Source organism: Pseudomonas silesiensis (assembly GCF_001661075.1).
Taxonomy (GTDB): domain Bacteria; phylum Pseudomonadota; class Gammaproteobacteria; order Pseudomonadales; family Pseudomonadaceae; genus Aquipseudomonas; species Aquipseudomonas silesiensis.
The window spans coordinates 6,530,449-6,553,317 of record NZ_CP014870.1; the positions used below are offsets into that span (position 1 = coordinate 6,530,449).

General features: G+C 60.3%; 24 protein-coding genes and 1 other RNA gene. 8 read left to right on the plus strand and 17 right to left on the minus strand.

Features of this window, described 5'->3' with window-relative positions:
* Window positions 1-124 precede the first annotated feature (124 nt).
* The 8 genes from gcvH to PMA3_RS29040 form a co-directional block, all read right to left on the minus strand.
* Window positions 125-508 carry a glycine cleavage system protein GcvH gene (gene gcvH / locus PMA3_RS29005; RefSeq protein ID WP_064680350.1) on the minus strand — a complete coding sequence of 128 codons (384 nt, stop codon included), beginning with the start codon at window positions 506-508 and terminating at the stop codon, window positions 125-127.
* 50 nt (window positions 509-558) lie between these two features.
* Window positions 559-1,641: a glycine cleavage system aminomethyltransferase GcvT gene (gcvT, locus tag PMA3_RS29010; RefSeq protein ID WP_064680351.1), complete on the minus strand. Its 1,083-nt coding sequence runs from the start codon at window positions 1,639-1,641 to the stop codon at window positions 559-561.
* Between the two features lie 156 nt (window positions 1,642-1,797).
* Window positions 1,798-3,414: an ABC transporter permease gene (locus tag PMA3_RS29015; protein WP_064680352.1), complete on the minus strand. Its 1,617-nt coding sequence runs from the start codon at window positions 3,412-3,414 to the stop codon at window positions 1,798-1,800.
* Window positions 3,415-3,523: 109 nt separating this feature from the next.
* Window positions 3,524-4,528, minus strand: coding sequence for an extracellular solute-binding protein (locus PMA3_RS29020; RefSeq protein WP_064680353.1), 1,005 nt, complete (start codon window positions 4,526-4,528; stop codon window positions 3,524-3,526).
* 156 nt (window positions 4,529-4,684) lie between these two features.
* Complete coding sequence (locus tag PMA3_RS29025) at window positions 4,685-5,902, minus strand: 2-octaprenyl-3-methyl-6-methoxy-1,4-benzoquinol hydroxylase (protein ID WP_167355138.1); 1,218 nt, start codon at window positions 5,900-5,902, stop codon at window positions 4,685-4,687.
* A 109-nt stretch (window positions 5,903-6,011) separates the two neighbouring features.
* The gene (ubiH, locus tag PMA3_RS29030; protein ID WP_064680355.1) at window positions 6,012-7,199 is read right to left on the minus strand and encodes a 2-octaprenyl-6-methoxyphenyl hydroxylase; all 1,188 of its coding nucleotides are present in this window, start codon (window positions 7,197-7,199) and stop codon (window positions 6,012-6,014) included.
* Window positions 7,196-8,530: a Xaa-Pro aminopeptidase gene (gene pepP / locus PMA3_RS29035; protein WP_064680356.1), complete on the minus strand. Its 1,335-nt coding sequence runs from the start codon at window positions 8,528-8,530 to the stop codon at window positions 7,196-7,198. The genes ubiH and pepP overlap by 4 nt, the downstream gene beginning before the upstream one ends.
* 27 nt (window positions 8,531-8,557) lie before the next feature.
* A complete protein-coding gene (locus PMA3_RS29040; RefSeq protein WP_064680357.1) occupies window positions 8,558-9,118 on the minus strand; it encodes a YecA/YgfB family protein in 561 nt (186 codons plus the stop codon).
* Between the two features lie 196 nt (window positions 9,119-9,314).
* On the opposite strand from PMA3_RS29040, the gene PMA3_RS29045 reads away from it, so the two are divergent.
* The 4 genes from PMA3_RS29045 (at window position 9,315) to PMA3_RS29060 (ending at window position 10,738) form a co-directional block, all read left to right on the plus strand.
* Window positions 9,315-9,524: a TIGR02449 family protein gene (locus tag PMA3_RS29045; protein WP_003177365.1), complete on the plus strand. Its 210-nt coding sequence runs from the start codon at window positions 9,315-9,317 to the stop codon at window positions 9,522-9,524.
* Window positions 9,521-9,838: a cell division protein ZapA gene (locus PMA3_RS29050; protein WP_007942435.1), complete on the plus strand. Its 318-nt coding sequence runs from the start codon at window positions 9,521-9,523 to the stop codon at window positions 9,836-9,838. The genes PMA3_RS29045 and PMA3_RS29050 overlap by 4 nt, the downstream gene beginning before the upstream one ends.
* Before the next feature lie 30 nt (window positions 9,839-9,868).
* Window positions 9,869-10,047: non-coding RNA, 6S RNA (gene ssrS, locus PMA3_RS29055), on the plus strand.
* An 85-nt stretch (window positions 10,048-10,132) separates the two neighbouring features.
* The gene (locus PMA3_RS29060) at window positions 10,133-10,738 is read left to right on the plus strand and encodes a 5-formyltetrahydrofolate cyclo-ligase (protein WP_064680358.1); all 606 of its coding nucleotides are present in this window, start codon (window positions 10,133-10,135) and stop codon (window positions 10,736-10,738) included.
* Window positions 10,739-10,773: 35 nt separating this feature from the next.
* Here the strand turns inward: PMA3_RS29060 and PMA3_RS32880 are convergent, their stop codons facing one another.
* Window positions 10,774-10,947, minus strand: coding sequence for a hypothetical protein (locus PMA3_RS32880; RefSeq protein ID WP_102136463.1), 174 nt, complete (start codon window positions 10,945-10,947; stop codon window positions 10,774-10,776).
* Window positions 10,948-11,141: 194 nt separating this feature from the next.
* Between PMA3_RS32880 and PMA3_RS29065 the strand changes: the two genes are divergently transcribed.
* Complete coding sequence (locus PMA3_RS29065) at window positions 11,142-11,594, plus strand: EVE domain-containing protein (RefSeq protein WP_064680359.1); 453 nt, start codon at window positions 11,142-11,144, stop codon at window positions 11,592-11,594.
* 141 nt (window positions 11,595-11,735) lie between these two features.
* Here the strand turns inward: PMA3_RS29065 and PMA3_RS29070 are convergent, their stop codons facing one another.
* Window positions 11,736-12,143: a flagellar basal body-associated protein FliL gene (locus tag PMA3_RS29070; protein ID WP_064680360.1), complete on the minus strand. Its 408-nt coding sequence runs from the start codon at window positions 12,141-12,143 to the stop codon at window positions 11,736-11,738.
* A 150-nt stretch (window positions 12,144-12,293) separates the two neighbouring features.
* Between PMA3_RS29070 and PMA3_RS29075 the strand changes: the two genes are divergently transcribed.
* Complete coding sequence (locus PMA3_RS29075; RefSeq protein WP_064680361.1) at window positions 12,294-13,271, plus strand: NADPH:quinone oxidoreductase family protein; 978 nt, start codon at window positions 12,294-12,296, stop codon at window positions 13,269-13,271.
* A 62-nt stretch (window positions 13,272-13,333) separates the two neighbouring features.
* On the opposite strand, the gene PMA3_RS29080 is transcribed toward PMA3_RS29075, so the two are convergent.
* A complete protein-coding gene (locus tag PMA3_RS29080) occupies window positions 13,334-13,948 on the minus strand; it encodes an energy transducer TonB (RefSeq protein WP_064680362.1) in 615 nt (204 codons plus the stop codon).
* A 323-nt stretch (window positions 13,949-14,271) separates the two neighbouring features.
* Between PMA3_RS29080 and glpT the strand changes: the two genes are divergently transcribed.
* Complete coding sequence (glpT, locus tag PMA3_RS29085; protein ID WP_064680363.1) at window positions 14,272-15,621, plus strand: glycerol-3-phosphate transporter; 1,350 nt, start codon at window positions 14,272-14,274, stop codon at window positions 15,619-15,621.
* Here the strand turns inward: glpT and PMA3_RS29090 are convergent.
* The 6 genes from PMA3_RS29090 to PMA3_RS29115 form a co-directional block, all read right to left on the minus strand.
* Window positions 15,597-16,265 (minus strand): gamma-glutamylcyclotransferase, encoded by a 669-nt coding sequence (locus PMA3_RS29090; protein ID WP_064680364.1) that lies wholly within the window; start codon window positions 16,263-16,265, stop codon window positions 15,597-15,599. The genes glpT and PMA3_RS29090 overlap by 25 nt on opposite strands.
* A 308-nt stretch (window positions 16,266-16,573) precedes the next feature.
* The gene (locus PMA3_RS29095; RefSeq protein ID WP_064680365.1) at window positions 16,574-17,542 is read right to left on the minus strand and encodes a CDP-6-deoxy-delta-3,4-glucoseen reductase; all 969 of its coding nucleotides are present in this window, start codon (window positions 17,540-17,542) and stop codon (window positions 16,574-16,576) included.
* Window positions 17,542-19,008, minus strand: coding sequence for a 4-hydroxy-3-polyprenylbenzoate decarboxylase (gene ubiD / locus PMA3_RS29100; RefSeq protein WP_056738783.1), 1,467 nt, complete (start codon window positions 19,006-19,008; stop codon window positions 17,542-17,544). The genes PMA3_RS29095 and ubiD overlap by 1 nt, the downstream gene beginning before the upstream one ends.
* Window positions 19,009-19,148: 140 nt before the next feature.
* Window positions 19,149-20,408 (minus strand): transcription termination factor Rho, encoded by a 1,260-nt coding sequence (gene rho / locus PMA3_RS29105; RefSeq protein ID WP_007942421.1) that lies wholly within the window; start codon window positions 20,406-20,408, stop codon window positions 19,149-19,151.
* A 247-nt stretch (window positions 20,409-20,655) separates the two neighbouring features.
* On the minus strand, window positions 20,656-20,985 hold the full coding sequence (trxA, locus tag PMA3_RS29110) for a thioredoxin TrxA (protein ID WP_064680366.1): 330 nt from the start codon (window positions 20,983-20,985) through the stop codon (window positions 20,656-20,658).
* Between the two features lie 122 nt (window positions 20,986-21,107).
* Entirely contained in the window at window positions 21,108-21,815 is a 708-nt protein-coding gene (locus tag PMA3_RS29115; RefSeq protein ID WP_064680367.1) for a FadR/GntR family transcriptional regulator, read from the minus strand.
* A gap of 255 nt (window positions 21,816-22,070) precedes the next feature.
* Between PMA3_RS29115 and PMA3_RS29120 the strand changes: the two genes are divergently transcribed.
* Entirely contained in the window at window positions 22,071-22,856 is a 786-nt protein-coding gene (locus PMA3_RS29120; RefSeq protein ID WP_064680368.1) for a transporter substrate-binding domain-containing protein, read from the plus strand.
* Window positions 22,857-22,869 lie beyond the last annotated feature (13 nt).

The following is a 22,869-nucleotide window of genomic DNA, read 5'->3' on the forward strand; positions in this document are numbered from 1 at the left end:
AGCATAGCAGCCGATACCGACAGCGAACCCCTGTGGGAATGGTTGCCACATACTCCCACACTGGATCTTCAGCGCTCACAAAAAAGCCCCGACGAGGCGGGGCTTTGGGGATGACGCTTAAGGCTTACTCGCCAATAGCAGCCTTGTAGGCCGCCGGGTCGAGCAGTTTGTCCAGCTCAGAGGTATCGCTTGGCTCGAGTTTGAAGATCCAGCTGTCATAAGGCGCGCTGTTGAGCAGTTCCGGGTTGTTGGCCAACTCTTCGTTAACGGCAATGACTGTGCCGGAAACTGGCGAGTAGATATCCGACGCGGCCTTGACCGACTCGACTACACCCGCAGCCTCACCGGCAGCGAACACTTTGCCGATTTCCGGCAGCTCGACGAACACTACGTCACCCAAGGCTTCCTGAGCGTGGTCTGAGATACCCACTTTCACGCCGCCATCATGCTCCAGGCGGGCCCATTCATGACTTTCGGCAAAGCGCAGGTCGGCAGGGATATCGCTCATATTCTGTGTCCTCAAGAAAAATGTCAGCGGTCGTTGCCCGCCAGAAAAGGTTAGATCAAGGTTTTGCCATGGCGTACGAAGGTCGGTTTGACCACTCGGACCGGGTACCACTTGCCACGGATTTCCACTTCCGCGCGGTCGGCAGTTGCCATCGGCACGCGCGCCAGTGCTATCGACTTGCTTAGCGTAGGAGAGAAACTACCACTGGTGATCTCCCCTTCGCCAACATTGGCGATGCGAACCACCTGATGAGCGCGCAAAACCCCACGCTCCTCAAGGACCAGACCGACCAGTTTATGCTGTACGCCACTGGCCCGCTCGGCCTCCAGGGCAGTGCGACCGATGAACTGACGTGTGGCCGGCTCCCAGGCAATGCTCCAGGCCATGTTGGAGGCCAGTGGCGAAACGTCTTGATGGATGTCCTGACCGTAAAGGTTCATGCCCGCTTCGACACGCAAGGTATCCCGTGCGCCCAGGCCGATGGGGGAAATGCCCGCACCCACCAGATCGTTGAAGAATCCTGGGGCCTGGTCGGCCGGCAAAATGATTTCCAGACCGTCCTCACCGGTGTAGCCGGTGCGCGCGATGAACCAGTCACCGTCGGGCTGGCCTTCGAAAGGCTTGAGCAACTGGATCAGGTTGCCGCGAGACTGAGTCACCAGTTCAGCGATTTTTTGCCGGGCCTGGGGACCTTGAATGGCCAGCATCGCCAACTCCGAGCGCTCGTTGAGCTGCACGTCATAGTCGCCGAGGTGGGCCTGCATCCAGGCCAGGTCCTGATTACGGGTGGAGGCGTTGACCACCAGCCGATAACCGTCCACGAGGCGATAGACGATCATGTCGTCGACGATCCCCCCGCGCTCATTGAGCATGGTGCTGTACAAGGCACGGCCAGGGCTGTGCAGACGCTCGACGTCATTGGTCAGCAAATGCTGGAGCCAGGCCTTGGCCTGGGGGCCGCTGACATCGATCACGGTCATGTGGGATACATCGAAAACCCCGCAATCGCGGCGCACCTGATGGTGTTCCTCGACTTGCGAGCCGTAATGCAGAGGCATATCCCAACCGCCAAAATCGACCATCTTCGCGCCGAGGGCGAGATGAAGGTCGTACAGAGGCGTACGCTGTCCCATGGGTTTCTCCTTCCGGGCGTGGCGAAGGTGCGGGCCGGTGCTGCACGGCGTGAATGCCTTGAAATAAAAGGCTTTCAGCCGATTTCAGCTACCAGGTCTGTAGGACGGACCGCACCGAATGCCGCGCATTGTAGCCTCAAGGTGTAGGACTGACACCTAGCTGTTTTGATGCGCCGAACGTCGTATCAATCCGATGACCGGTAGCAGGCCCACCAGAACCAGTGTCAGTGCCGGCAACGACGCCCTCGCCCACTCCCCTTCGCTGGTCATTTCGAAGATACGCACCGCCAGCGTGTCCCAGCCAAACGGGCGCATCAACAGGGTTGCGGGCATTTCCTTGAGCACGTCGACAAACACCAGCAGGGCGGCGCTCAAGGTGCCGGGCAGCAACAATGGCAGATACACCTTGAAAAACAGTCGAGGCCCACTCACGCCCAGGCTACGTGCCGCTTCGGGCAAAGATGGCCGTATTCGTGCCAGGCTGCTTTCCAGTGGCCCATACGCGACGGCGATGAACCGGACCAGATAGGCCAGCAATAATGCCGATAGACTGCCGAGCAGCAAGGGTTTACCGGCGCCACCGAGCCAGCTCGAGAACGGGATCACCAGCTCGCGATCCAGGTAGCTGAACGCCAGCATGATCGACACAGCCAGCACCGAACCGGGCAACGCGTAGCCAAGGTTGGCCAGGCTGACACCGGCACGTATCGCCCGGGTCGGCGCCAGCCGACGCGCAAACGCCAGCACCAGGGCGACACCGACGGTGATCAGCGCCGCCATGCCCCCCAAGTACAAGGTATGGACGATCAGCCCGGCGTAACGCTCATCCAGATCGAAGCGTCCGCGCTGCCCGAACCACACCACCAGTTGCAACATCGGAATGACGAAGGCACAGGCGAACACCAGACCGCACCAACTCATGGCGACCAGCGCCTTGACGCCACGCAAGTGGTACAACGCCTTGACCCGAGGTCGCTCGTTGCTCGCCCGATTCGCCCCCCGCGCGCGACGCTCGCCGTACAACACCACCATCACCACCAGCAACAACAGGCTGGCCAGTTGCGCGGCGGTCGAGAGGCTGAAAAAGCCGTACCAGGTTTTGTAGATGGCGGTGGTGAACGTGTCGAAATTGAACACCGACACCGCGCCGAAATCCGCCAGGGTTTCCATCAGCGCCAATGCAACGCCCGCACCGATCGCGGGGCGAGCCATCGGCAAGGCCACCCGCCAGAACGCCTGCCACGGCGATTGGCCCAGAACCCGTGCCGCTTCCATCAAGCCTTTGCCCTGGGCCAGGAACGCGGTCCGCGCCAACAGGTACACATAGGGATAGAAAACCAGCACCAGCACCAGGATCACCCCGCCGGTGGAGCGAACCCGCGGCAATCTGATTGCGCTGCCGAACCATTCGCGCAGCAGGGTTTGCACCGGGCCTGCAAAATCCAGCAGCCCCACAAAAACGAATGCCAACACATAAGCGGGGATCGCGAACGGCAACATCAAGGCCCAGTCCAGCCAACGCCGACCGGGAAATTCGCAGAGGCTGGTGAGCCAGGCCAGGCTCACTCCCAGCACCGTTACGCCGACACCGACACCGAGGACCAACGTCAGGGTATTGCCCAGCAGGCGCGACATCTGGGTATCCCAGAGGTGGGACCAGATCTGTTGGTCGATGGTTTGCCATGACAACAGCAAGACGCTGAGGGGCAGCAGGACCAGCGCAGCGATGGCGAAGACCAGGGGATACCAGCGGCGTTGGGTGGGGTGAGCCAAGGAAATTCTCTAAAAAAATGCGGGCCTCTGGCGATGAAGCCAGCAAATTTATCTTGTGGCGAGGGGGCTAGCCCCCTCACCACAGGGAAGATCTCTCGACACAGTGGAATCAGTTCCAGCCAGCCCGATCCATCATGCGAATCGCTTCAGCCTGACGCTTGCCGGCAATTTCCACAGGCAAGGTATCGGCGACAAACTTGCCCCAGCTCGCCACTTCCGCGGAAGGCTGCACGGCGGGGTTGGCCGGGAACTCCTGGTTCACGTCGGCGAAGATCTTCTGCGCCTCAGGCGTGGTCATCCACTCGATCAGTGCCTTGGCCGCTTCCGGGTGCGGAGCATGTTTGGTCAGGCCGATGCCCGACAGGTTGACGTGCACGCCACGGTCGCCCTGGTTTGGCCAGAACAGTTTCACCGCCAGGTCAGGCTTCTGCTTGTGCAGACGGCCGTAGTAGTAGGTGTTGACGATGCCAACGTCACACTGGCCCGCGTTGATCGCTTCCAGCACCGCAACGTCATCGGAGAACACATCGGTGGCCAGGTTGCCGACCCAGCCCTTGAGGATCTTCTCGGTTTTGTCGGCACCGTGGACTTCGATCATGGTGGCGGTCAAAGACTGGTTGTAGACCTTCTTCGCCGTGCGCAGGCACAGGCGGCCTTCCCAATTCTTGTCGGCCAGACCTTCGTAGGTGGTCAGCTCGCCGGGTTTCACCCGATCGGTGGAATAAGCAATGGTCCGCGCCCGCAGGCTCAAGCCGGTCCAGGCATGGGCGGAGGAGCGATACTGCAGCGGGATATTGGCGTCGATGGTTTTCGAGGTGAAGGGTTGCAGGATGCCCATCTGCTCGGCCTGCCAGAGGTTGCCGGCATCGACGGTCAGCAGCAGGTCGGCGGTGGCGTTCTCGCCTTCTGCCTTGATCCGCTGCATCAAAGGCGCTTCCTTGTCGGTGATGAACTTCACCTGCACGCCGGTTTTCGCGGTGTAGGCGTCGAACACCGGCTTGATCAGCTCGTCGATACGCGAGGAGTAAACCACCACCTCGTCGGCGGCCTGGGCGATGGTGCTGCCGATCAGGGTCAGGGCCAGTGCAGTCAGTAGACGCTTGGGTGCCAACATAGGTGTGGTCTCTTGATTGAAAAAATGAGAGTAAATGATAAGGACTCACATTTACCTTCTCAATCGAACAGTTGGTAGAGGAGTAACCAAATGTTGCACAGTTTGAGATGTGTAGTGAATGTGCCCGCGAAGGGGCCATCAGCATCAATGAAGATCTCAGGCCTTGGCCAACGCCGGCAAATCCCCAATCAACCCCAACGCCTCACGCACGAACAACGCCTTGGCCTCCGGCATCTGGTCAACCATCTTCAACCCGGCATTACGCAACCAGCGCACCGGCAGCGGGTCAGCCTGGAATAACCGCTCGAAGCCTTCCATCGCCGCCATCAACGCCAGGTTATGCGGCATGCGCCGACGCTCGTAACGACTCAGCACTTTCACATCCGCCAATCGCTCGCCACGGGCAGCCGCTTGCAACAGCACTTCGGCCAGCACGGCGGCATCGAGGAAACCGAGATTTACCCCCTGCCCGGCCAATGGGTGAATGGTGTGAGCCGCATCGCCGATCAACGCCAGGCCTTCAGCCACATAGCGCTTGGCGTGGCGCTGACGCAGCGGCACGCACAGTCGCGGATCGGCGCTGAGCACGGAGCCAAGCCGACCTTCGAAGGCGCGCTCCAGTTCCTTGCAGAAACCAGCGTCGTCCAGCGCCATCAGGCGTTCGGCCTCGCTTGGCGTGGTCGACCAGACGATCGAGCACCAGTCCTGCTGACCGTCGCGCTCCAACGGCAGAAAGGCCAATGGACCGTCATCGGTGAAACGCTGCCAGGCAGTCATTTGATGAGGTTCGGCGCTGCGCACGCTGGTCACGATGGCGTGGTGCAGGTAATCCCACTCGCGGGTCGCTACGCCGGCCAGGCGCCGCACTGCCGAGTTGGCACCATCGGCGGCAATGACCAACGGCGCGCGCAAGGTGCGGCCATCGGCCAGGGTCAGCAGCCAGTCGTCACCGGAGCGGCGCATCTGCTCCAGGCGCGCATTGGCCAGCATCCCCAGATCGCAGTCGTGCAGACGGTCGAGCAAGGCATCCTGCACCACGCGGTTCTCGACGATATGCCCGAGCACCTGCGCATGCACGCTGGTCGCCGAGAAATGGATCTGCCCGGTACCGCTGCCATCCCAGACATGCATCTCGGTGTAGGGACTGCTTCGCCGATTGGCGATGCCATCCCAGACGCCCAGGCGATCGAGGATTCGCTGGCTGGCGGCCGACAGCGCGCTCACCCGCGGTTCGAATGGCGCCTGCCCGTCAAAGGGTTTGACGCTCATCGGGCTGCCGTCCAGCAGCAGGACTTCCAGCCCGCTGTCCTGCAGCGCCAGCGCCAGGGCGCTGCCGACCATTCCGGCCCCGACAATCAACAGATCTGCGCGCATTTCCATGCTTTAAGCCTGTCTCGCTTGCGACCTGAGCCGCACGTAAAGGGGTTCCTCGACTCGCGCCACCCAAGTGCCGGAGCCGTCGTGACTATCGATCTGCAAATTCTCAAACATCGGGACGCGTACCCAGCCCCATGGCCTGCCGGGCGAACCAGCGCTTGGCCGGTGGCAGCAGATCGAGGCCGAGCAGGCCGATACTGCGGCCCAGGGAAACCAGTGGCTGGGTGCTGCCGAACAAGCGGGTGACCTGATCGGAGAAGCCTACGGTCAGGCTCTGATCCAGGCGCTGGCGTTCGCGGTAGGCCTGCAAGGTGGCGAAATCACCGGGCGAGCTTTCGCTGGTCAGCAGCGCGTCGGCCAAGGCCTGGGCATCGCGCAGGGACAGGTTGAAGCCTTGCCCCGCAATCGGGTGCAGGCTGTGAGCGGCGTTGCCCAGAATCGCCAGATTCGGACGTACCTGCTCTTCGGCCTCGATCAATGACAGCGGATACAGATGCCGTACGCCCACCTGCTTCAAGGCGCCGAGACGATAACCGAACACGCCCTGCAACTCGCTGAGGAAACTTCGCTCATCCAGCACCGCCAGCCGTTTCGCGTCCATGCCCAGACGGGTCCAGACCAACGCACAGCGGTTGTCCGGCAATGGCAACAACGCCATCGGCCCCTCATCGGTGAAGCGCTCGAAGGCCATGCCGTTGTGCGCTTCACTCGGTGTAACGTTGGCGATCAGCGCGCTCTGGTGATAGGGACGGGTCTTGATGCCGATCCCCAATTGCTCGCGCAGACCGGAACGGCCACCGTCAGCGAGCACCGCAAGGTCGCACTCCAGGGTGGTTTCATCGTTGAGGACCAGGCGATAGCCATCGGTCAGCGGTTCCATGCGCGTGACCTCCGCCGGACACCGCCAGCTGATCACGTCCTTGTCCAGGCCTTGCCACAGGCATTGGCCGAGCCAGGCGTTTTCCACCACGTAGCCCAGCGCCGGTACGCCCTCTTCCATCGCCGACAGGCGCGCGGTGGAGAACCGTCCGCGATCGGAGACGTGAATCTGCTTGATCGGCTCGGCGCGGCGGGAAATTTCCTGCCACGCGCCCAGCCGTTGATAAATCTGCCGAGCGCCGTACGACAGCGCCGAAGACCGGGCATCGTAGCTCGGCTGATAGGTGTCGCCCGGTGCAAAGGGTTCGATCAGCACGATCTTCCAGCCACGGGCCTTGGCCCCGGCCTGCAAGGCCAACGCCAGGCTGGCGCCGACCAGGCCGCCACCGATGATTGCCAGATTGACTCGACTCATGCCGCTTGTGTCCGTGCGGCGGCCATCAAGGCTTCGATCTCGGCGACCGTTTTCGGTACGCCATGGCTCAGGATTTCACAGCCGGTTTTGGTGACCACTACATCGTCCTCGATGCGCACGCCAATGCCGCGCCATTTTTTCGCTACGTTCTGGTTGTCCGGGGCAATGTAGATGCCCGGTTCCACGGTCAGCGCCATGCCGACCTCCAGCACGCGCCATTCGCCGCCGACCTTGTACTCGCCGACGTCGTGCACATCCATGCCCAACCAGTGACCGGCGCGGTGCATGTAAAAAGCTTTATGGGCTTCGCGGGCGATCAATTCATCGACATCGCCCTGCAACAGGCCCAGTTCCACCAGGCCGGATGTAATCACCCGGACCGTGGCTTCGTGGGCCTGGTTCCAGTGTTTGTCCGGGGCGATTTCGGCAAAGGCGGCTTCTTGAGCCGCCAGCACCAACTCGTAGATCGCCTTCTGTTCTGGTGAATACTTGCCGTTGACCGGCCAGGTGCGGGTGATGTCGCTGGCGTAGCAATCGATTTCGCAGCCGGCATCGATCAGTACCAGATCACCGTCCTTGAGCACCGCGTCATTCTGCTGGTAATGCAGGATGCAACTGTTGCGCCCCGAGGCGACGATCGAACCGTAGGCCGGCATTTTCGCTCCGCCCTTGCGGAATTCGTAATCGAGCTCGGCTTCGAGGCTGAACTCATGCAGCCCGGCCCGGCTGGCCTGCATCGCGCGGATGTGGGCCTGGGCGGAAATTCGAGCAGCCTCACGCATCACCTTCACCTCTGCCGCCGATTTATACAGGCGCATGTCGTGCAACAGGTGATCCAGGGCAACGAATTCGTTCGGCGGCTGGGCGCCGAGGTGCGCTTTGGAACGGATCACGTTGATCCAGTCCATCAGGTGCCGATCGAATTCCGGATTGCTGCCCATGGCCGAATACACCCGGTCGCGGCCTTCGATCAGGCCAGGCAGGATGTCGTCGATGTCGGTGATGGGAAAGGCGTCGTCGGCGCCGAAGTCGCGGATCGCGCCTTCCTGGCCCGCTCGCAGGCCGTCCCACAACTCTCGTTCGGCGTTGCGCTCACGGCAGAACAGCACGTATTCGCCATGTTCGCGACCGGGCATCAGCACAATGACGGCCTGGGGCTCGGGGAAACCGCTGAGGTACTGGAAATCGCTGTCCTGACGATAGACGTGCTCGACGTCGCGGTTGCGGATGGCGACTGCGGCGGCGGGCAGGATGGCGATGCTGTTGGGGACCATCTGCGCCATCAGGGCCTTGCGGCGACGGCTGTATTCCGATTTCGGGATATGAATCATGGGCAGATGGCTATTCCTGGCTCGCGATCAGTGCAACGACGGTTTGGCGGCAGCCGATGCGTCCGGCTTTTTGGTCTCGGCGAACAGCAGCAGCGGCGCGACGCGCAGGTATTCCATGACTTCCATGTAATCGCTCTCGCCGTCGTCGGACTCTTCCAGGGCGTCTTGCACCTGTGAAATAGCCGCCAGATCCTGAATCACTTCGGTAGCTTCGGTGCTCAACATGCTGCTGTCACGGCAGTTCAAGCCGAAACCACTGAGGAAGCCCTGGCACCATTGGCCCAGAGCAGCGGCACGGTCAGCCAGCGGCTCGTCATCGGTCGGCAGCAGCAAAACGACGGTCACGTCGTCGCCGGTGAGCTCGCCTTTGACCATCTCCTGCAAACCGATCAGGGCGCTGCGGACATTATCTTGTGGCTCGTTTTCGAGCAGCTCGGCAGCATCGATCAGCCAGCCTTCTGCATCGAAACCGGCACCGGCGCAACTGCGGCCGAGCAACAGGCCATGCAGTTCGGCAGGCGAGACATTATGACCACTGGAAGTCAGCAGGGTGGCGAAGGCTTGGTACGGGGAATTCTGAATGGGCATATGGGCAGCTAGGCGCCAGACGGCGCTATGTCTAGAATGAAGGTCTTGTATCCTACATCGACTACCCCTGTAGGAGCGAGCTTGCTCGCGATGAATCCAAGAACCCCGAGGGGTGTCAGGCGCCCAGCGTTTTCGTTGGCGACCATCGCGAGCAACCTCGCTCCTACAGTTCAATACCCATCAGACAGTGAAGACAATGGAAGACACCGACCTGCAAGCGCTGATGGCTAGACTTGAGTTGCTAATTGACCGAGTCGAGCAACTTAAGAGTCAAAACGGACTCCTACTAGCTCAGGAAAAGACCTGGCGCGAGGAACGCGCGCACCTCATTGAAAAAAATGAAATCGCCCGGCGTAAGGTCGAGTCGATGATTTCGCGCCTCAAGGCCCTGGAGCAAGACTCATGAGTTCAAGCAATAGCGTTACCGTGCAGATCCTCGATAAAGAATATTCGATCATCTGCCCCCAGGAAGAGCGCAGCAACCTGGTGAGCGCCGCCCGCTACCTGGACGGCAAGATGCGCGAAATCCGCAGCAGCGGCAAAGTCATCGGCGCCGATCGAATCGCCGTGATGGCCGCGCTGAACATCACTCACGATCTTCTGCACAAGGAAGAACGCCCGGATGTGCAGGCCAGCGGCTCGACCCGGGAGCAGGTTCGCGACCTGCTGGATCGCGTCGATCTGGTGCTCGCCACCGATCCGGATGTCACCAAGGGCTGATTCGTCTCACCGCTTGAGGTATACTCGCATCACTCCCTGGGGTGCTTGCCAGTTGACCACGTCCCTGAGCCGATTCGCACTACCCTGGAGGTTGCACGTTGGGCTGGTGTGCATGTCCGCTAGACGGAAAGCCTTAAAGCCTACTGCATCTTCCACCTTGAACTTTCGGGTTCAAGGGCTAAGTCAGCAGCGGTTCATCCGGGGAGCCTGATTCCTGTCGATGCCGGTTTAGATACCGGCATCGGCTTTTTTACGGGTACGCTTTACGTACTCGCCCTGCCGAAGCCGGAACTCATGACCGAACCTGCGCTGCTGCCCCGCCCGCAACTTCGACGCATGCTGCGCAAGGCCCGCCGCGCATTGACCCCCAGTCAACAGCGCCAGGCTGCTCGCGGGCTGTACAAGCAACTGGCCCAGCAGCCTTTGTTCCGGCGCGCCAAACACATCTCCCTGTACCTGCCTAACGACGGTGAAATCGATCCGCGCGTATTGCTGCGCGCCGCGCAACGTCGGGGCAAGGCCACCTATTTGCCGGTGCTCAGCGCCTGGCCGCGAACCAAAATGGTGTTCCAGCGCATTCGCCCAGGCGAAAAGCTCAAACCCAATCGTTTCCGCATTCTCGAACCCCGGCATAACCTCGCCCGGCAACGCAAAGTCTGGGCACTGGACCTGGTGCTGCTGCCATTGGTCGGGTTTGACGATGTCGGCGGACGTTTGGGCATGGGCGGCGGCTTCTACGATCGCAGCCTGGCGTACCTGGCGCGGCGCAAAAACTGGCGCAAGCCGACGTTGTTGGGGCTGGCCCATGAATGTCAGAAGGTGGAACGATTGGCTCAAGCGAGCTGGGATGTGCCGTTGCAGGGAACGGTGACGGACAAGGCCTGGTATTACGCAGGCTAGACGCCACTGCGATCAGCGGCGTCGGCAAGACAGCTTCAGCGCTTGAAGGCCGATGGCTGCAGTTGTTGCTGTTGCTGTTGCTGTTGCTGCGCGATCTCGATCGGTGCATCAGGGTTGTTGTTCCACAGGCTTTGGGCGTAGCCGGTGGTCACGACACCGAGGCCGAACAAAATCACCAAAATCCATAGTAAATCCGGTTTGCGTTTCATCGATTGCCCCCCAAAGGCATATCAACACGATGACAGCAGCGGTTTCCGTTGTAGGCCGTGCAGCAGCGTCTAGCTGAGAAGGCGCGCATTCTGCGACAACGTGAACCGACACGCAAACGCTGGCGTCAACCGACTGTCGGTTTGTCATAAAATTGCCGGACAACTTGCCCACTCACCTCGCAAGGAGCAAAACCATGGCCTATTGGCTGATGAAATCCGAGCCCGACGAACTCTCGATCAAGGATCTGCAGAAGCTCGGCAAAGCGCGCTGGGACGGGGTTCGCAACTACCAGGCCCGTAATTTCCTGCGGGCCATGGCGGTGGGCGACGAGTTTTTCTTTTACCACTCCAGCTGCCCCGAACCGGGCATTGCCGGGATCGGCAAGATTGTCGAAGCCGCGTATCCGGACCCGACGGCGCTGGAGCCGGAGAGTCATTACTTCGATCCGAAGGCAACTCCAGAGAAGAACGCCTGGAGCGCGATTGATGTCGCGCATATGGAGACGTTTACCAGGGTGTTGAAGCTGGACTATCTGAAGCAGCAGACGGCGTTGGCCGAGATGCCGCTGGTACAGAAAGGCTCGCGACTGTCAGTGATGCCGGTTACATCTGAGCAATGGGCGGCGGTGATTGCGCTCAAGCCGTAAGATCTCCAGCGCTACCCCAAATGTCATCGCGGGCAAGCCCGCTCCCACAAGGATCTCCAGTGAATGCAGCTTTTGCATCCGTCCGAGATCCCTGTGGGAGCGGGCTTGCCCGCGATGAGGCCCGCCCGGACAATGAAGTTCTTATTGGATGATCAGGTTATTGAACAACAAGTCCTCAACCACCGGCTTGCCGGTCTCATCGTTCATCACTTGTCGGGTCTGCTTCAAGGCCTCCTGACGCAGCTTCTCCTTGGCCTCGACATTGTTCATCGCCTCAGTGGTCTGCTGCGCAAACAGCGCCACCAGCTGATTACGAATCAACGGCTCGTTGGCCTTCACCAGCTTGGCCGCCTCGTCCCCGGTCACCCGCAGCGCCACATCAGCCTTGTAGACCTTGAGCTTCGGCGTACCGTCCAGCCCATAGTTACCCACGAACGGCGGGCTCAAAGTGATGTAGCTGACCTTCGGCGCTTCACCTTCCTTGGCTTCTTCGGCCACCGCTGCCACGGGCAGAGACAGGGCCAGCAACAACATGATCCACGCTTTCACACTTCGCTCCTTATCCGGTTTGCGTCCTAGCATATCGACCCGCCGCGCCAGCACAAGCTTATGGCGGCCTATCAGGGCGGGGCATGCTCGTTGACCCTTCAATTCACACACCTACACTTATCGGCCATCACTCCAAAAGGAATAGCCCTGATGAAAGCCGTGCTGTGCAAAGCCTTCGGCCCTGCCGAATCGCTGGTGCTGGAAGACGTCGCCAGTCCTGTCGCGAAGAAGAATGAAATCCTGCTGGAGGTGCACGCCGCCGGGGTGAATTTCCCCGACACGCTGATCATCGAGGGCAAATACCAGTTCAAACCGCCCTTCCCTTTTTCCCCTGGCGGCGAAGCGGCTGGCGTGGTCAGTGCGGTGGGGGAAAAGGTCAGCCACCTGAAAGTCGGCGACCGGGTCATGGCCCTGACCGGCTGGGGCAGCTTTGCCGAAGAAGTCGCGGTGCCGGGCTATAACGTGCTGCCGATCCCGCCGTCCATGGACTTCAACACCGCCGCCGCCTTCAGCATGACCTACGGCACCTCGATGCATGCGCTCAAGCAACGGGGCCACCTGCAACCCGGCGAGACCCTGCTGGTGCTCGGCGCTTCCGGCGGTGTCGGCCTGGCGGCGGTGGAAATCGGCAAAGCCATGGGCGCCCGGGTGATCGCTGCCGCCAGCAGCGCGGAAAAACTCGCCGTGGCCAAGGCGGCCGGCGCCGATGAGCTGATCAACTACAGCGAAACCAGCCTCAAGGACGAAATCAAGCGCCTGACCGACGGCCAGGGCGCCGACGTGATCTACGACCCGGTGGGCGGCGACCTGTTCGACCAGGCCATCCGCGCCATCGCCTGGAACGGGCGTTTGCTGGTGGTCGGTTTCGCCAGCGGGCGCATTCCGGAACTGCCGGTTAACCTGACTCTGCTCAAAGGTGCTGCAGTGGTCGGCGTGTTCTGGGGTTCATTCGCCCAACGCCAGCCTCAGGACAACGCGGCAAACTTCCAGCAACTGTTTGGCTGGTTTGCCGAGGGCAAGTTGAAGCCGCTGGTGTCGCAACTGTATCCGCTGAGCAATGCGGCGCAGGCGATCAATGACCTGGGCCAGCGCAAGGCGGTCGGCAAGGTGGTGGTGCAGGTTCGCTGAATCCAGTAGAGCGGTCTGCACCTCGAAAGAGTTGTTCAGACCGCCGCATGACGAGCCAGGCGCTACAACAGTTGCCGAATCTCCTCCGGCAGCAAGCTCATGTATTTAAGCACCGGGCCGCTCCGGCAACTTCTAACAATGTTTGGCACACGCTTATTCAGCTTGGCGATCCATTCCAGGCGCTGTTCCTTCGGCAATTGGGTGACGTGAAACACGTTCGACAGATACGCCCGGGTGTAGTGAAACGGCGCGGCATCCACCCACGCAGACTCCGGGACATTGAGCAGTTGCTCGTTGACGTCACGACATTTCAATTTCTTGAGCCACTGGTTGGTATGAATCGGTGAATCGAGATCCAGCCGGAATATCAATGGCGCAATAATTTTATGCTTGGCAGGCTTATCGCTATCAACCGTCCAATGCTTGAATCGCCACTGCTCTATCGCAACCCTGCTCGCTTCGGCCAGGTCAGGATGATCGCTTTCCAGGATCCTCACCTTGCTCACCGAACCATCGGCATTGGCGATGAACTCGACTCGGACATTGCCGGTTATGCCAGCCCTCAGAAGCGCTGGAGGATAAATCGGCTTAGGGTTGTTTTCCGGTATCAGAAAGAACTCCCCTGCCCTGATATCTGCCGATAAACCCAGCAACAGCACAAACGCAAACCACCGCATAACCCCTCCCCTCCATGATCGAAACACTAAAACTCCCTTGCAAAGCTTACGCAGCAGCGACCTGAAACAGAACGTCGCAACCTCTCCTTTGAACGAAGGACGCTTCCCAAAAACCAGTACTCATCCGGACAGATGAGGCGCAAAGGATGGAAGCGGTAATCCTTCCTACAACGTCCTTCACTTACGTCTGAGCGACATGTTCGTAAGAGAACATACGGCCGCCAAAATTTCCGCTGTTTGACCACCGCGAAGCGGTGCTATTTTCGGTAACGAAACTGTAACATTCGCATCCGCAGTCAAAACAAGAAATCTGGAGCCTTTGAATGTTTGCTTTCTTTCGTCCTGCCGCACATCAGGCTCCATTGCCTGAAGAAAAAATAGACAACACCTACCGCCGCCTTCGCTGGCAGATCTTCGCCGGGATTTTTATCGGCTACGCCGGTTATTACCTGCTGCGCAAAAACTTCTCCCTGGCCATGCCTTATCTGATCGAAGAGGGCTATACCCGCGGTGAGCTGGGCCTGGCGCTGTCGGCGATTGCCATTGCCTACGGCCTGTCCAAGTTCTTGATGGGCATCGTGTCCGACCGTTCCAATCCGCGATTCTTCCTGCCCTTCGGCCTGCTGGTATCGGCCGGTGTGATGTTCATTTTCGGCTTCGCGCCCTGGGCGACGTCCAGCGTGACCATCATGTTCATCCTGCTGTTTATCAATGGCTGGGCCCAGGGCATGGGCTGGCCGCCGAGTGGGCGGACGATGGTGCACTGGTGGTCGCAGAAGGAACGCGGTGGCGTAGTGTCTTTATGGAACGTGGCGCATAACGTCGGCGGCGGCCTGATCGGCCCGTTGTTCCTGCTCGGTATGGGCCTGTTCAACGACTGGCATGCGGCGTTTTACGTGCCGGCGGCGGTCGCCCTGGCAGTGGCGGTGTTTGCCTTCGTCACCATGCGCGACACCCCGCAATCGGTAGGCCTGCCGCCGATCGAGAAGTACAAGAACGACTACCCGGAAGGCTACGACGCCAGCCACGAAGAAGAATTCAGCGCCAAGGAAATCTTCGTCAAATACGTGCTGCGCAACAAAATGCTCTGGTACATCGCCCTGGCCAACGTCTTCGTCTACCTGTTGCGCTACGGCGTGCTGGACTGGGCACCGACCTACCTCAAGGAAGCCAAGGGCTTTACCGTGGATAAAACCTCGTGGGCGTACTTTTTCTACGAGTGGGCGGGTATTCCGGGCACGCTGCTGTGCGGCTGGATGTCGGACAAGATCTTTCGTGGCAACCGTGGCCTGACCGGCATGGTGTTCATGGCATTGGTCACCGTGGCGACCCTGGTGTACTGGCTGAACCCGGCCGGCAACCCGACCGTCGACATGATCGCACTGGTTTCAATCGGCTTCCTGATCTACGGCCCGGTCATGCTGATCGGCCTGCAAGCGCTGGAACTGGCGCCGAAGAAAGCGGCCGGTACGGCGGCGGGCTTCACCGGGCTGTTCGGTTATCTGGGGGGGTCGGTCGCGGCCAGTGCAGCCATGGGCTACACCGTGGACCACTTCGGTTGGGACGGCGGTTTCGTCTTGCTGATCGGCGCATGCCTGCTGGCAATGGCCTTCCTCGCCCCGACCCTGTGGCACAAACAGGTCGCCAGTCAGAGCCGCGAAGCACTCGCCTGATCGGCTGATGATTTGCAGCGCTTGAGCCGCGCCTCCAGATTCCGGTCTGGCATGGCGTGGCTACGCAGGGCGCTGGCGGTCTGCTCGACATAATCGCGGGTAGTGCCGTAACGCCCGCAAGCGTTTTCGAACACATGGCTCAGCACATGATCCGGCAAGTTGCCGGCATAGCTGGGCAGGTGCCGCTCCAAAACAAATCCCAATGCCTGAACCTGGTTGCCGTCTTCAAGACGGCAGTTGAGCCAGTGTGGGCGATAGGACGGGAATGGCATCTCGCGTTGCCACAGTGCGTAAAGAGACGCGTCGAGTTGTTCTTCGGGCAAGCGATAGGCAAACCCGCTGCAAGAGCCGCCGCGATCCAGGCCGAACACCAGGCCAGGCACTTCCGGCGTGCCGCGATGTTCGTGGGACCACAGGTACAAACCACGATGGTAGCCATGCACCCGACCGCGTACGCGCTCCACTGCCGGGCATTCAGGCCGCCAGATCAGCGAGCCGTAGGCGAACAGCCACACCGGCCCGCCCTTGTGGCGCGCCATGGTCGTTTGCATCGAGCTGAGCAATTGTTCGTGCGTAAGCTGCGGCCCCAGATCGAGCCGCGGAGGGTAAGCCAGATTTAAAAAAGCCGATTCTATGGCGCTCATGGCAAATAGCGTTCAGCTCCCCCGAATCAAGATTACTTAATAGAACGCACCGCTGTAACAAAAAGGCACATATGTTTCGAGGCAATTTAAGTGCCATGGCACAGTTTTTAAATATTTGCCTGAATGAGATATAACCTACCGGCATTTATAAGATTTTATAAATACCGATCGGCTATATGGGGAGTTATAACCAGAGAACCTGTAGGAGCGAGCTTGCTCGCGATGGAGGCAAGGTCAACGCGCTCATCCAGACTGCAAGCGTTATCGTTGACCTCCATCGCGAGCAAGCTCGCTCCTACAGGGCTGCATCAGGATCTAGGCGCGTACGCAAACACGTCGGCGCGCATCTGGTGTGCATCCATACCCGCTTCGACCAAGGCATCCAGCGTGCCGTAGACCATTGCCGGAGAGCCGCTGGCGTACACATGCAGGGCTTTCAGATCGGGGAAGTCCTCGCACACCGCCTCATGCAACATGCCGCAGCGCCCCTGCCAGCCGCATTGATCGCTGACGACTTTATGCAGGAACAGATTGGGCAGTTTCAGCCATTCGTCCCAATGTTCGATGGCATAAAAATCTTCAGGACGACGCACGCCCCAATACAGGTGCACCGGGTGCTTGAAGCCCGCGGCGCGGCAATGCTCGATCAGGCTATGAATCTGGCCCATGCCGGTACCCGCGGCGATCAGCACCAGCGGGCCGTCCGGCAACTCCGCCAGATGGGTATCGCCAAACGGCATCTCGATCCGCACCATCGGGTTGCGTTGCAGCTGTTCGATCAGGCTCAGCGCACTGCTTTCGCGCGCCAGTACGTGAATTTCCAGATCGCGCCCGCCATGGGGGGCCGAGGCCAGGGAGAACGCCGATTTCTCGCCGCTCTCGCGCTCGATCATCAGGTACTGGCCGGCGTGATAGCGCGGCGGTTTGCCGGCCGGAGCCCGCAGACGCACGCGAAAGGTATCGCCGCCGACGTCCCTGCATTCAATGACCTGACACGACAGGCTGCGCACCGGCAGTTCTCCCAGCGCGAGCACGCCATCCCACAGCAGGATGCAGTCTTCCAGCGGCTCCGCTATGCAAGTGTAGAACTCACCATGGTCGCGCACATTGCCTGCCTGTTCGACCCGCCCCTCCACCAGCAATGCGGCGCACACATGGCAATTGCCGTTACGACAGCTTTGTGGGCATTCATAGCCCAGGCGCCGTGCGCCATCGAGAATCCGCTCGCCGGGCAGAATCTCAAGCACTGCTCCGGAGGGCTGCAAGGTTACACGCATCAATCTATTCCTAACTGATTCCAGATGGCATCGATCCGCTGGGTCACGGCTTCGTCCTTGACGATCACCCGGCCCCACTCGCGAGTGGTTTCGCCGGGCCATTTATGCGTGGCATCGAGCCCCATCTTCGAACCCAGGCCGGAAACCGGCGAGGCGAAGTCGAGGTAATCGATCGGCGTGTTGTCGATCATCACCGTATCGCGCTTGGGGTCCATGCGCGTGGTGATGGCCCAGATCACGTCGTTCCAGTCCCGTGCGTTGATGTCGTCGTCAGTGACGATAACGAACTTGGTGTACATGAACTGTCGCAAAAACGACCAGACACCGAGCATTACCCGCTTGGCATGGCCGGGATACGACTTCTTCATGGTCACGATGGCCATGCGGTACGAGCAGCCTTCGGGCGGCAGGTAGAAGTCGGTGATCTCCGGGAACTGCTTCTGCAGGATCGGCACGAACACTTCATTCAGCGCCACGCCGAGGATCGCCGGCTCATCCGGCGGACGGCCGGTGTAGGTGCTGTGGTAAATCGGCTTGATCCGGTGAGTGATGCGCTCGACGGTGAACACCGGGAAGCTGTCGACTTCGTTGTAGTAACCGGTGTGGTCGCCATAGGGACCTTCGTCGGCCATTTCGCCCGGGTGGATCACGCCTTCAAGGATGATCTCGGCGGTGGCCGGCACTTGCAGGTCGTTGCCGCGGCACTTCACCAGCTCGGTGCGATTGCCGCGCAGCAGCCCGGCAAAGGCGTATTCGGAGAGGCTGTCCGGCACCGGCGTCACGGCGCCGAGAATGGTCGCCGGGTCGGCACCCAGGGCCACGGATACCGGAAACGGCTGGCCCGGATGCTTCTCGCACCACTCGCGGTAATCCAGTGCGCCACCACGGTGGCTCAGCCAGCGCATGATGACCTTGTTGCGGCCGATCACTTGTTGACGGTAAATGCCCAGATTCTGCCGATCCTTGTTCGGACCTTTGGTGACGGTCAGGCCCCAGGTGATCAGCGGGCCGACATCGCCAGGCCAGCAGGTCTGCACCGGCAGCATCGCCAGGTCGACGTCGTCGCCTTCGATGACCACTTCCTGGCAGACCGCGTCTTTGACCACCTTCGGTGCCATGGCGATGATCTTGCGGAAGATCGGCAGCTTGGACCAGGCATCTTTCAGGCCCTTGGGCGGCTCGGGTTCCTTGAGGAACGCCAGCAATTTGCCGATCTCGCGCAGTTCGCTGACTGCCTCAGCGCCCATGCCCAGCGCCACGCGCTCGGGGGTGCCGAACAGATTACCCAGCACCGGTATGTCATAACCCGTGGGCTTTTCGAACAGCAGGGCCGGACCTTTGGCACGCAAGGTGCGGTCGCAGACCTCGGTCATTTCGAGCACTGGGGACACCGGAACCTGGATGCGCTTGAGTTCGCCGCGCTTTTCCAGACCGCTGATAAAGTCGCGCAAGTCGCGATACTGCATGCGTGAGCCTCGTTTTGGCCGTGGCGTTCGGGGGCAGGCAGTTTAGCGCCGAACCCCTCTATTCAGAACCACGAACTGCCGGTTCATCAAAAATCAGATAGCAAAAAGCCGGGTTTCCCCGGCTTTTTGGCCCGTTCGATTTACTTGCGTTTCATCGACAGGAAGAACTCATCGTTGGTCTTGGTCGTTTTCAGCTTGTCGACCAGGAACTCGATGGCTGCGATTTCGTCCATCGGGTGCAACAGCTTGCGCAGGATCCACATGCGTTGCAACTCATCGTCGGCCGTCAGCAACTCTTCGCGGCGGGTGCCGGAACGGTTGATGTTGATCGCAGGGAACACACGTTTTTCAGCGATGCGACGATCCAGCGGCAGTTCCATGTTGCCCGTGCCTTTGAATTCTTCGTAGATCACTTCGTCCATCTTCGAGCCGGTTTCAACCAGCGCGGTGGCGATGATGGTCAGCGAACCGCCTTCTTCGATGTTCCGCGCGGCGCCGAAGAAACGTTTCGGTTTCTCCAGGGCGTGGGCATCGACACCACCGGTGAGCACTTTGCCGGAGCTCGGGATCACGGTGTTGTAGGCGCGAGCCAGACGGGTGATGGAGTCGAGCAGGATCACCACGTCTTTCTTGTGTTCGACCAGGCGTTTGGCCTTCTCGATCACCATTTCGGCAACCTGCACGTGGCGGGTTGGCGGCTCGTCGAACGTCGAGGCAACCACTTCGCCGCGCACGGTGCGCTGCATTTCGGTCACTTCTTCCGGACGTTCGTCGATCAGCAATACGATCAGGTGAACTTCAGGATTGTTACGCGCGATGTTCGCCGCAATGTTCTGCAGCATGATCGTTTTACCGGCTTTCGGCGGTGCAACGATCAGACCGCGCTGGCCTTTGCCGATTGGGGCGCACAGGTCGATGACACGACCGGTCAAGTCTTCGGTGGAACCGTTGCCGGCTTCCATCTTCATGCGCACGGTCGGGAACAGCGGGGTCAGGTTCTCGAAGAGAATCTTGTTTTTCGCGTTCTCGGGACGATCGTAGTTGATCGTGTCGACCTTGAGCAGTGCGAAATAACGCTCGCCTTCCTTTGGAGGGCGGATCTTGCCAACGATGGTGTCACCGGTGCGCAAGTTGAAGCGACGGATCTGGCTCGGCGAGACGTAGATGTCGTCCGGACCGGCGAGATAGGAAGCGTCAGCGGAGCGCAGGAAGCCGAAGCCGTCCTGGAGAATCTCCAGCACGCCATCACCGGAGATTTCCTCGCCGCTTTTCGCGTGCTTTTTGAGCAGGGAGAAAATCACGTCCTGCTTGCGCGAACGGGCCATATTTTCTATGCCCATCTGTTCGGCCAATTCGAGCAGTTCGGTAATCGGCTTTTGCTTGAGTTCAGTCAGATTCATATAGGAATGACGTAATCATTTATGGAGGGGGGAAATTAAGCTTTTGGCTTAATGAGGCCGCGCCGCAGAGAAGGCGACAGGATCGCGTACTAATTCGAAAAGGAGTGCGTCGGCGACGGCTAGCAGGGGGCATTGGAGAAACCAGTGCGGGGCCGAATGTACCACCTGAGTTTCGGAGCGTCTAGCCCTCGATAACGAAAAAGCCCCGCAAAGTGCGGGGCCATTTTCAGACAGGTTACAACGACGCTTAGATGTTGGCGTCGAGGAAAGCCGCCAGCTGCGACTTCGACAGAGCGCCGACCTTGGTCGCTTCAACGTTGCCGTTCTTGAACAGCATCAGCGTCGGGATCCCGCGCACGCCGTGCTTGGCCGGGGTTTCCTGGTTTTCGTCGATGTTCAGTTTGGCAACGGTCAGCTTGCCGGCGTAGGTGCCAGCGATCTCGTCCAAAACCGGGGCGATCATTTTGCAAGGGCCGCACCACTCAGCCCAGTAGTCAACGAGCACAGGGCCGGCAGCCTGAAGTACTTCTGCCTCGAAGGTAGCGTCGGTGACGTGCTTGATAAGATCGCTGCTCATGGATGTCTCCGGGTTGTAAGCAATAAAAAACGTGGCCCATCATAGCTGCCCTTCCCGCGTTCAGGAAGCTGCAGGTGATTGAGTCTCGCTATGGTGGTCCATGAGTTTGGGTATAGCTCAAGTCATGGGGTGGCGGGAGCGACGAAGGCAATTCCAGTGCGCAGGGCTGCGTTGCGCACATGTTCTTGCATGGCCTTCTGCGCGGTGCCGGACGCCCGCCGGGCCAGTGCGCGGAGGATTTTACGGTGCTCCTGCCAGGTTTCCATGGCCCGCTCGGCCCGGATGAACGGTAGCTTTTGGCTCTCCAGGAAGATGTCGGCGCTGGCGGTCAGGATGCTCAGCATCGCCTGATTGCCGCTGGCCAGCAGGATGCGCCGGTGAAATTCGAAATCCAGTCGGGCCGCTGCCTCGAAGTCGCCTGCCTTCAGGTCGATGCGCATGGCGGCGACATTATCGTCCAGAGCATCGAGCTCGTGAGTGCTCAGGGTCACCGCCGCCAGCCCGGCCGCAAAGCCTTCCAGGGCATAACGCAACTGGAATATATCCAGCGGCGAGGCTTGCGCCGCAAAGGGCCAACTCAGCGCCGCGTCGCCTCGCGGCAAATCCACCGGCGACTGCACGAACACACCTTTGCCCGGCTGGATGCTGATCACACCCAAAGCACTCAAGGACGACAACGCTTCGCGCAACGACGCCCGACTGACCCCCAATTGCAGCGCCAGGTCCCGTTGCGAGGGCAATGCGTCCCCCGGCCCGAATCCTTGTTCGATGATCAGTTTGCGGATGGCTTGTAACGCCACTTCAGGTACGGCTTGGGAGATCGAGTTCATGGTTTTCAGACGAACCAGGCGAATGAGCGGTTAGTTGTAAAGCTATTCGCGACGCCCGGCAAGTCGTGCCCCATGGGGGTTCGGCGCCTTTCCCCGATGCGCCAGGAGGGTGCGAAAAGCGCCACAACTGTTCAGACCAGTAAGACCGAGCAATCCCGGTAAAACCGCGGCCTGGCACCCCCGAAATCCACTCTTGGCACGACCCGTGCTCTATCGAATCGCAGAAATTACTTCCCGTCGATTCGGAGATTTGCCATGGCCCAGCGTTACAGCGCCCTCCTCGCCCTCCTGTTTGCCAGCCTGATGCTGAGCCAGGCGCCCGCCCATGCCGACGGTCTGGAGGATGTGGTCAAGCGCGGCGTCCTCAAGGTGGCCGTGCCCCAGGACTTCCCGCCGTTCGGCTCGGTCGGCCCGGACATGAAGCCGCGCGGCCTCGATGTCGACACCGCCAGACTGCTGGCCGACCAACTCAAGGTCAAACTCGAACTGACCCCGGTCAATAGCACCAACCGCATCCCGTTCCTGACCACCGGCAAGGTCGACCTGGTGATTTCCAGCCTGGGCAAGAACCCCGAGCGCGAGAAGGTCATCGACTTCTCCAGCGCCTACGCACCCTTCTATCTCGCCGTATTCGGCCCGCCCGATGCCGATATCAAAGGCCTGGACGACCTCAAGGGCAAGACCATCAGCGTCACCCGTGGCGCCATCGAAGACATCGAGTTGAGCAAAGTCGCTCCCGAAGGCGCGACCATCAAGCGCTTCGAAGACAATAACTCGACCATCGCCGCCTACCTCGCCGGGCAAGTCGACCTGATCGCCAGCGGCAACGTGGTGATGGTGGCGATCAGTGAACGCAACCCGAAACGCGTACCGGCACTGAAAGTGAAGCTCAAGGATTCGCCGGTCTACGTCGGCGTGAACAAGAACGAGCCGGCGCTGCTGGACAAGGTCAATCAGATCCTCGCCACCGCCAAGACCGATGGCGCGCTGGAGAAAAACGCCCGGACCTGGCTCAAAGAGCCGCTGCCGGCCGATCTCTGATCGCTGCAGGGGA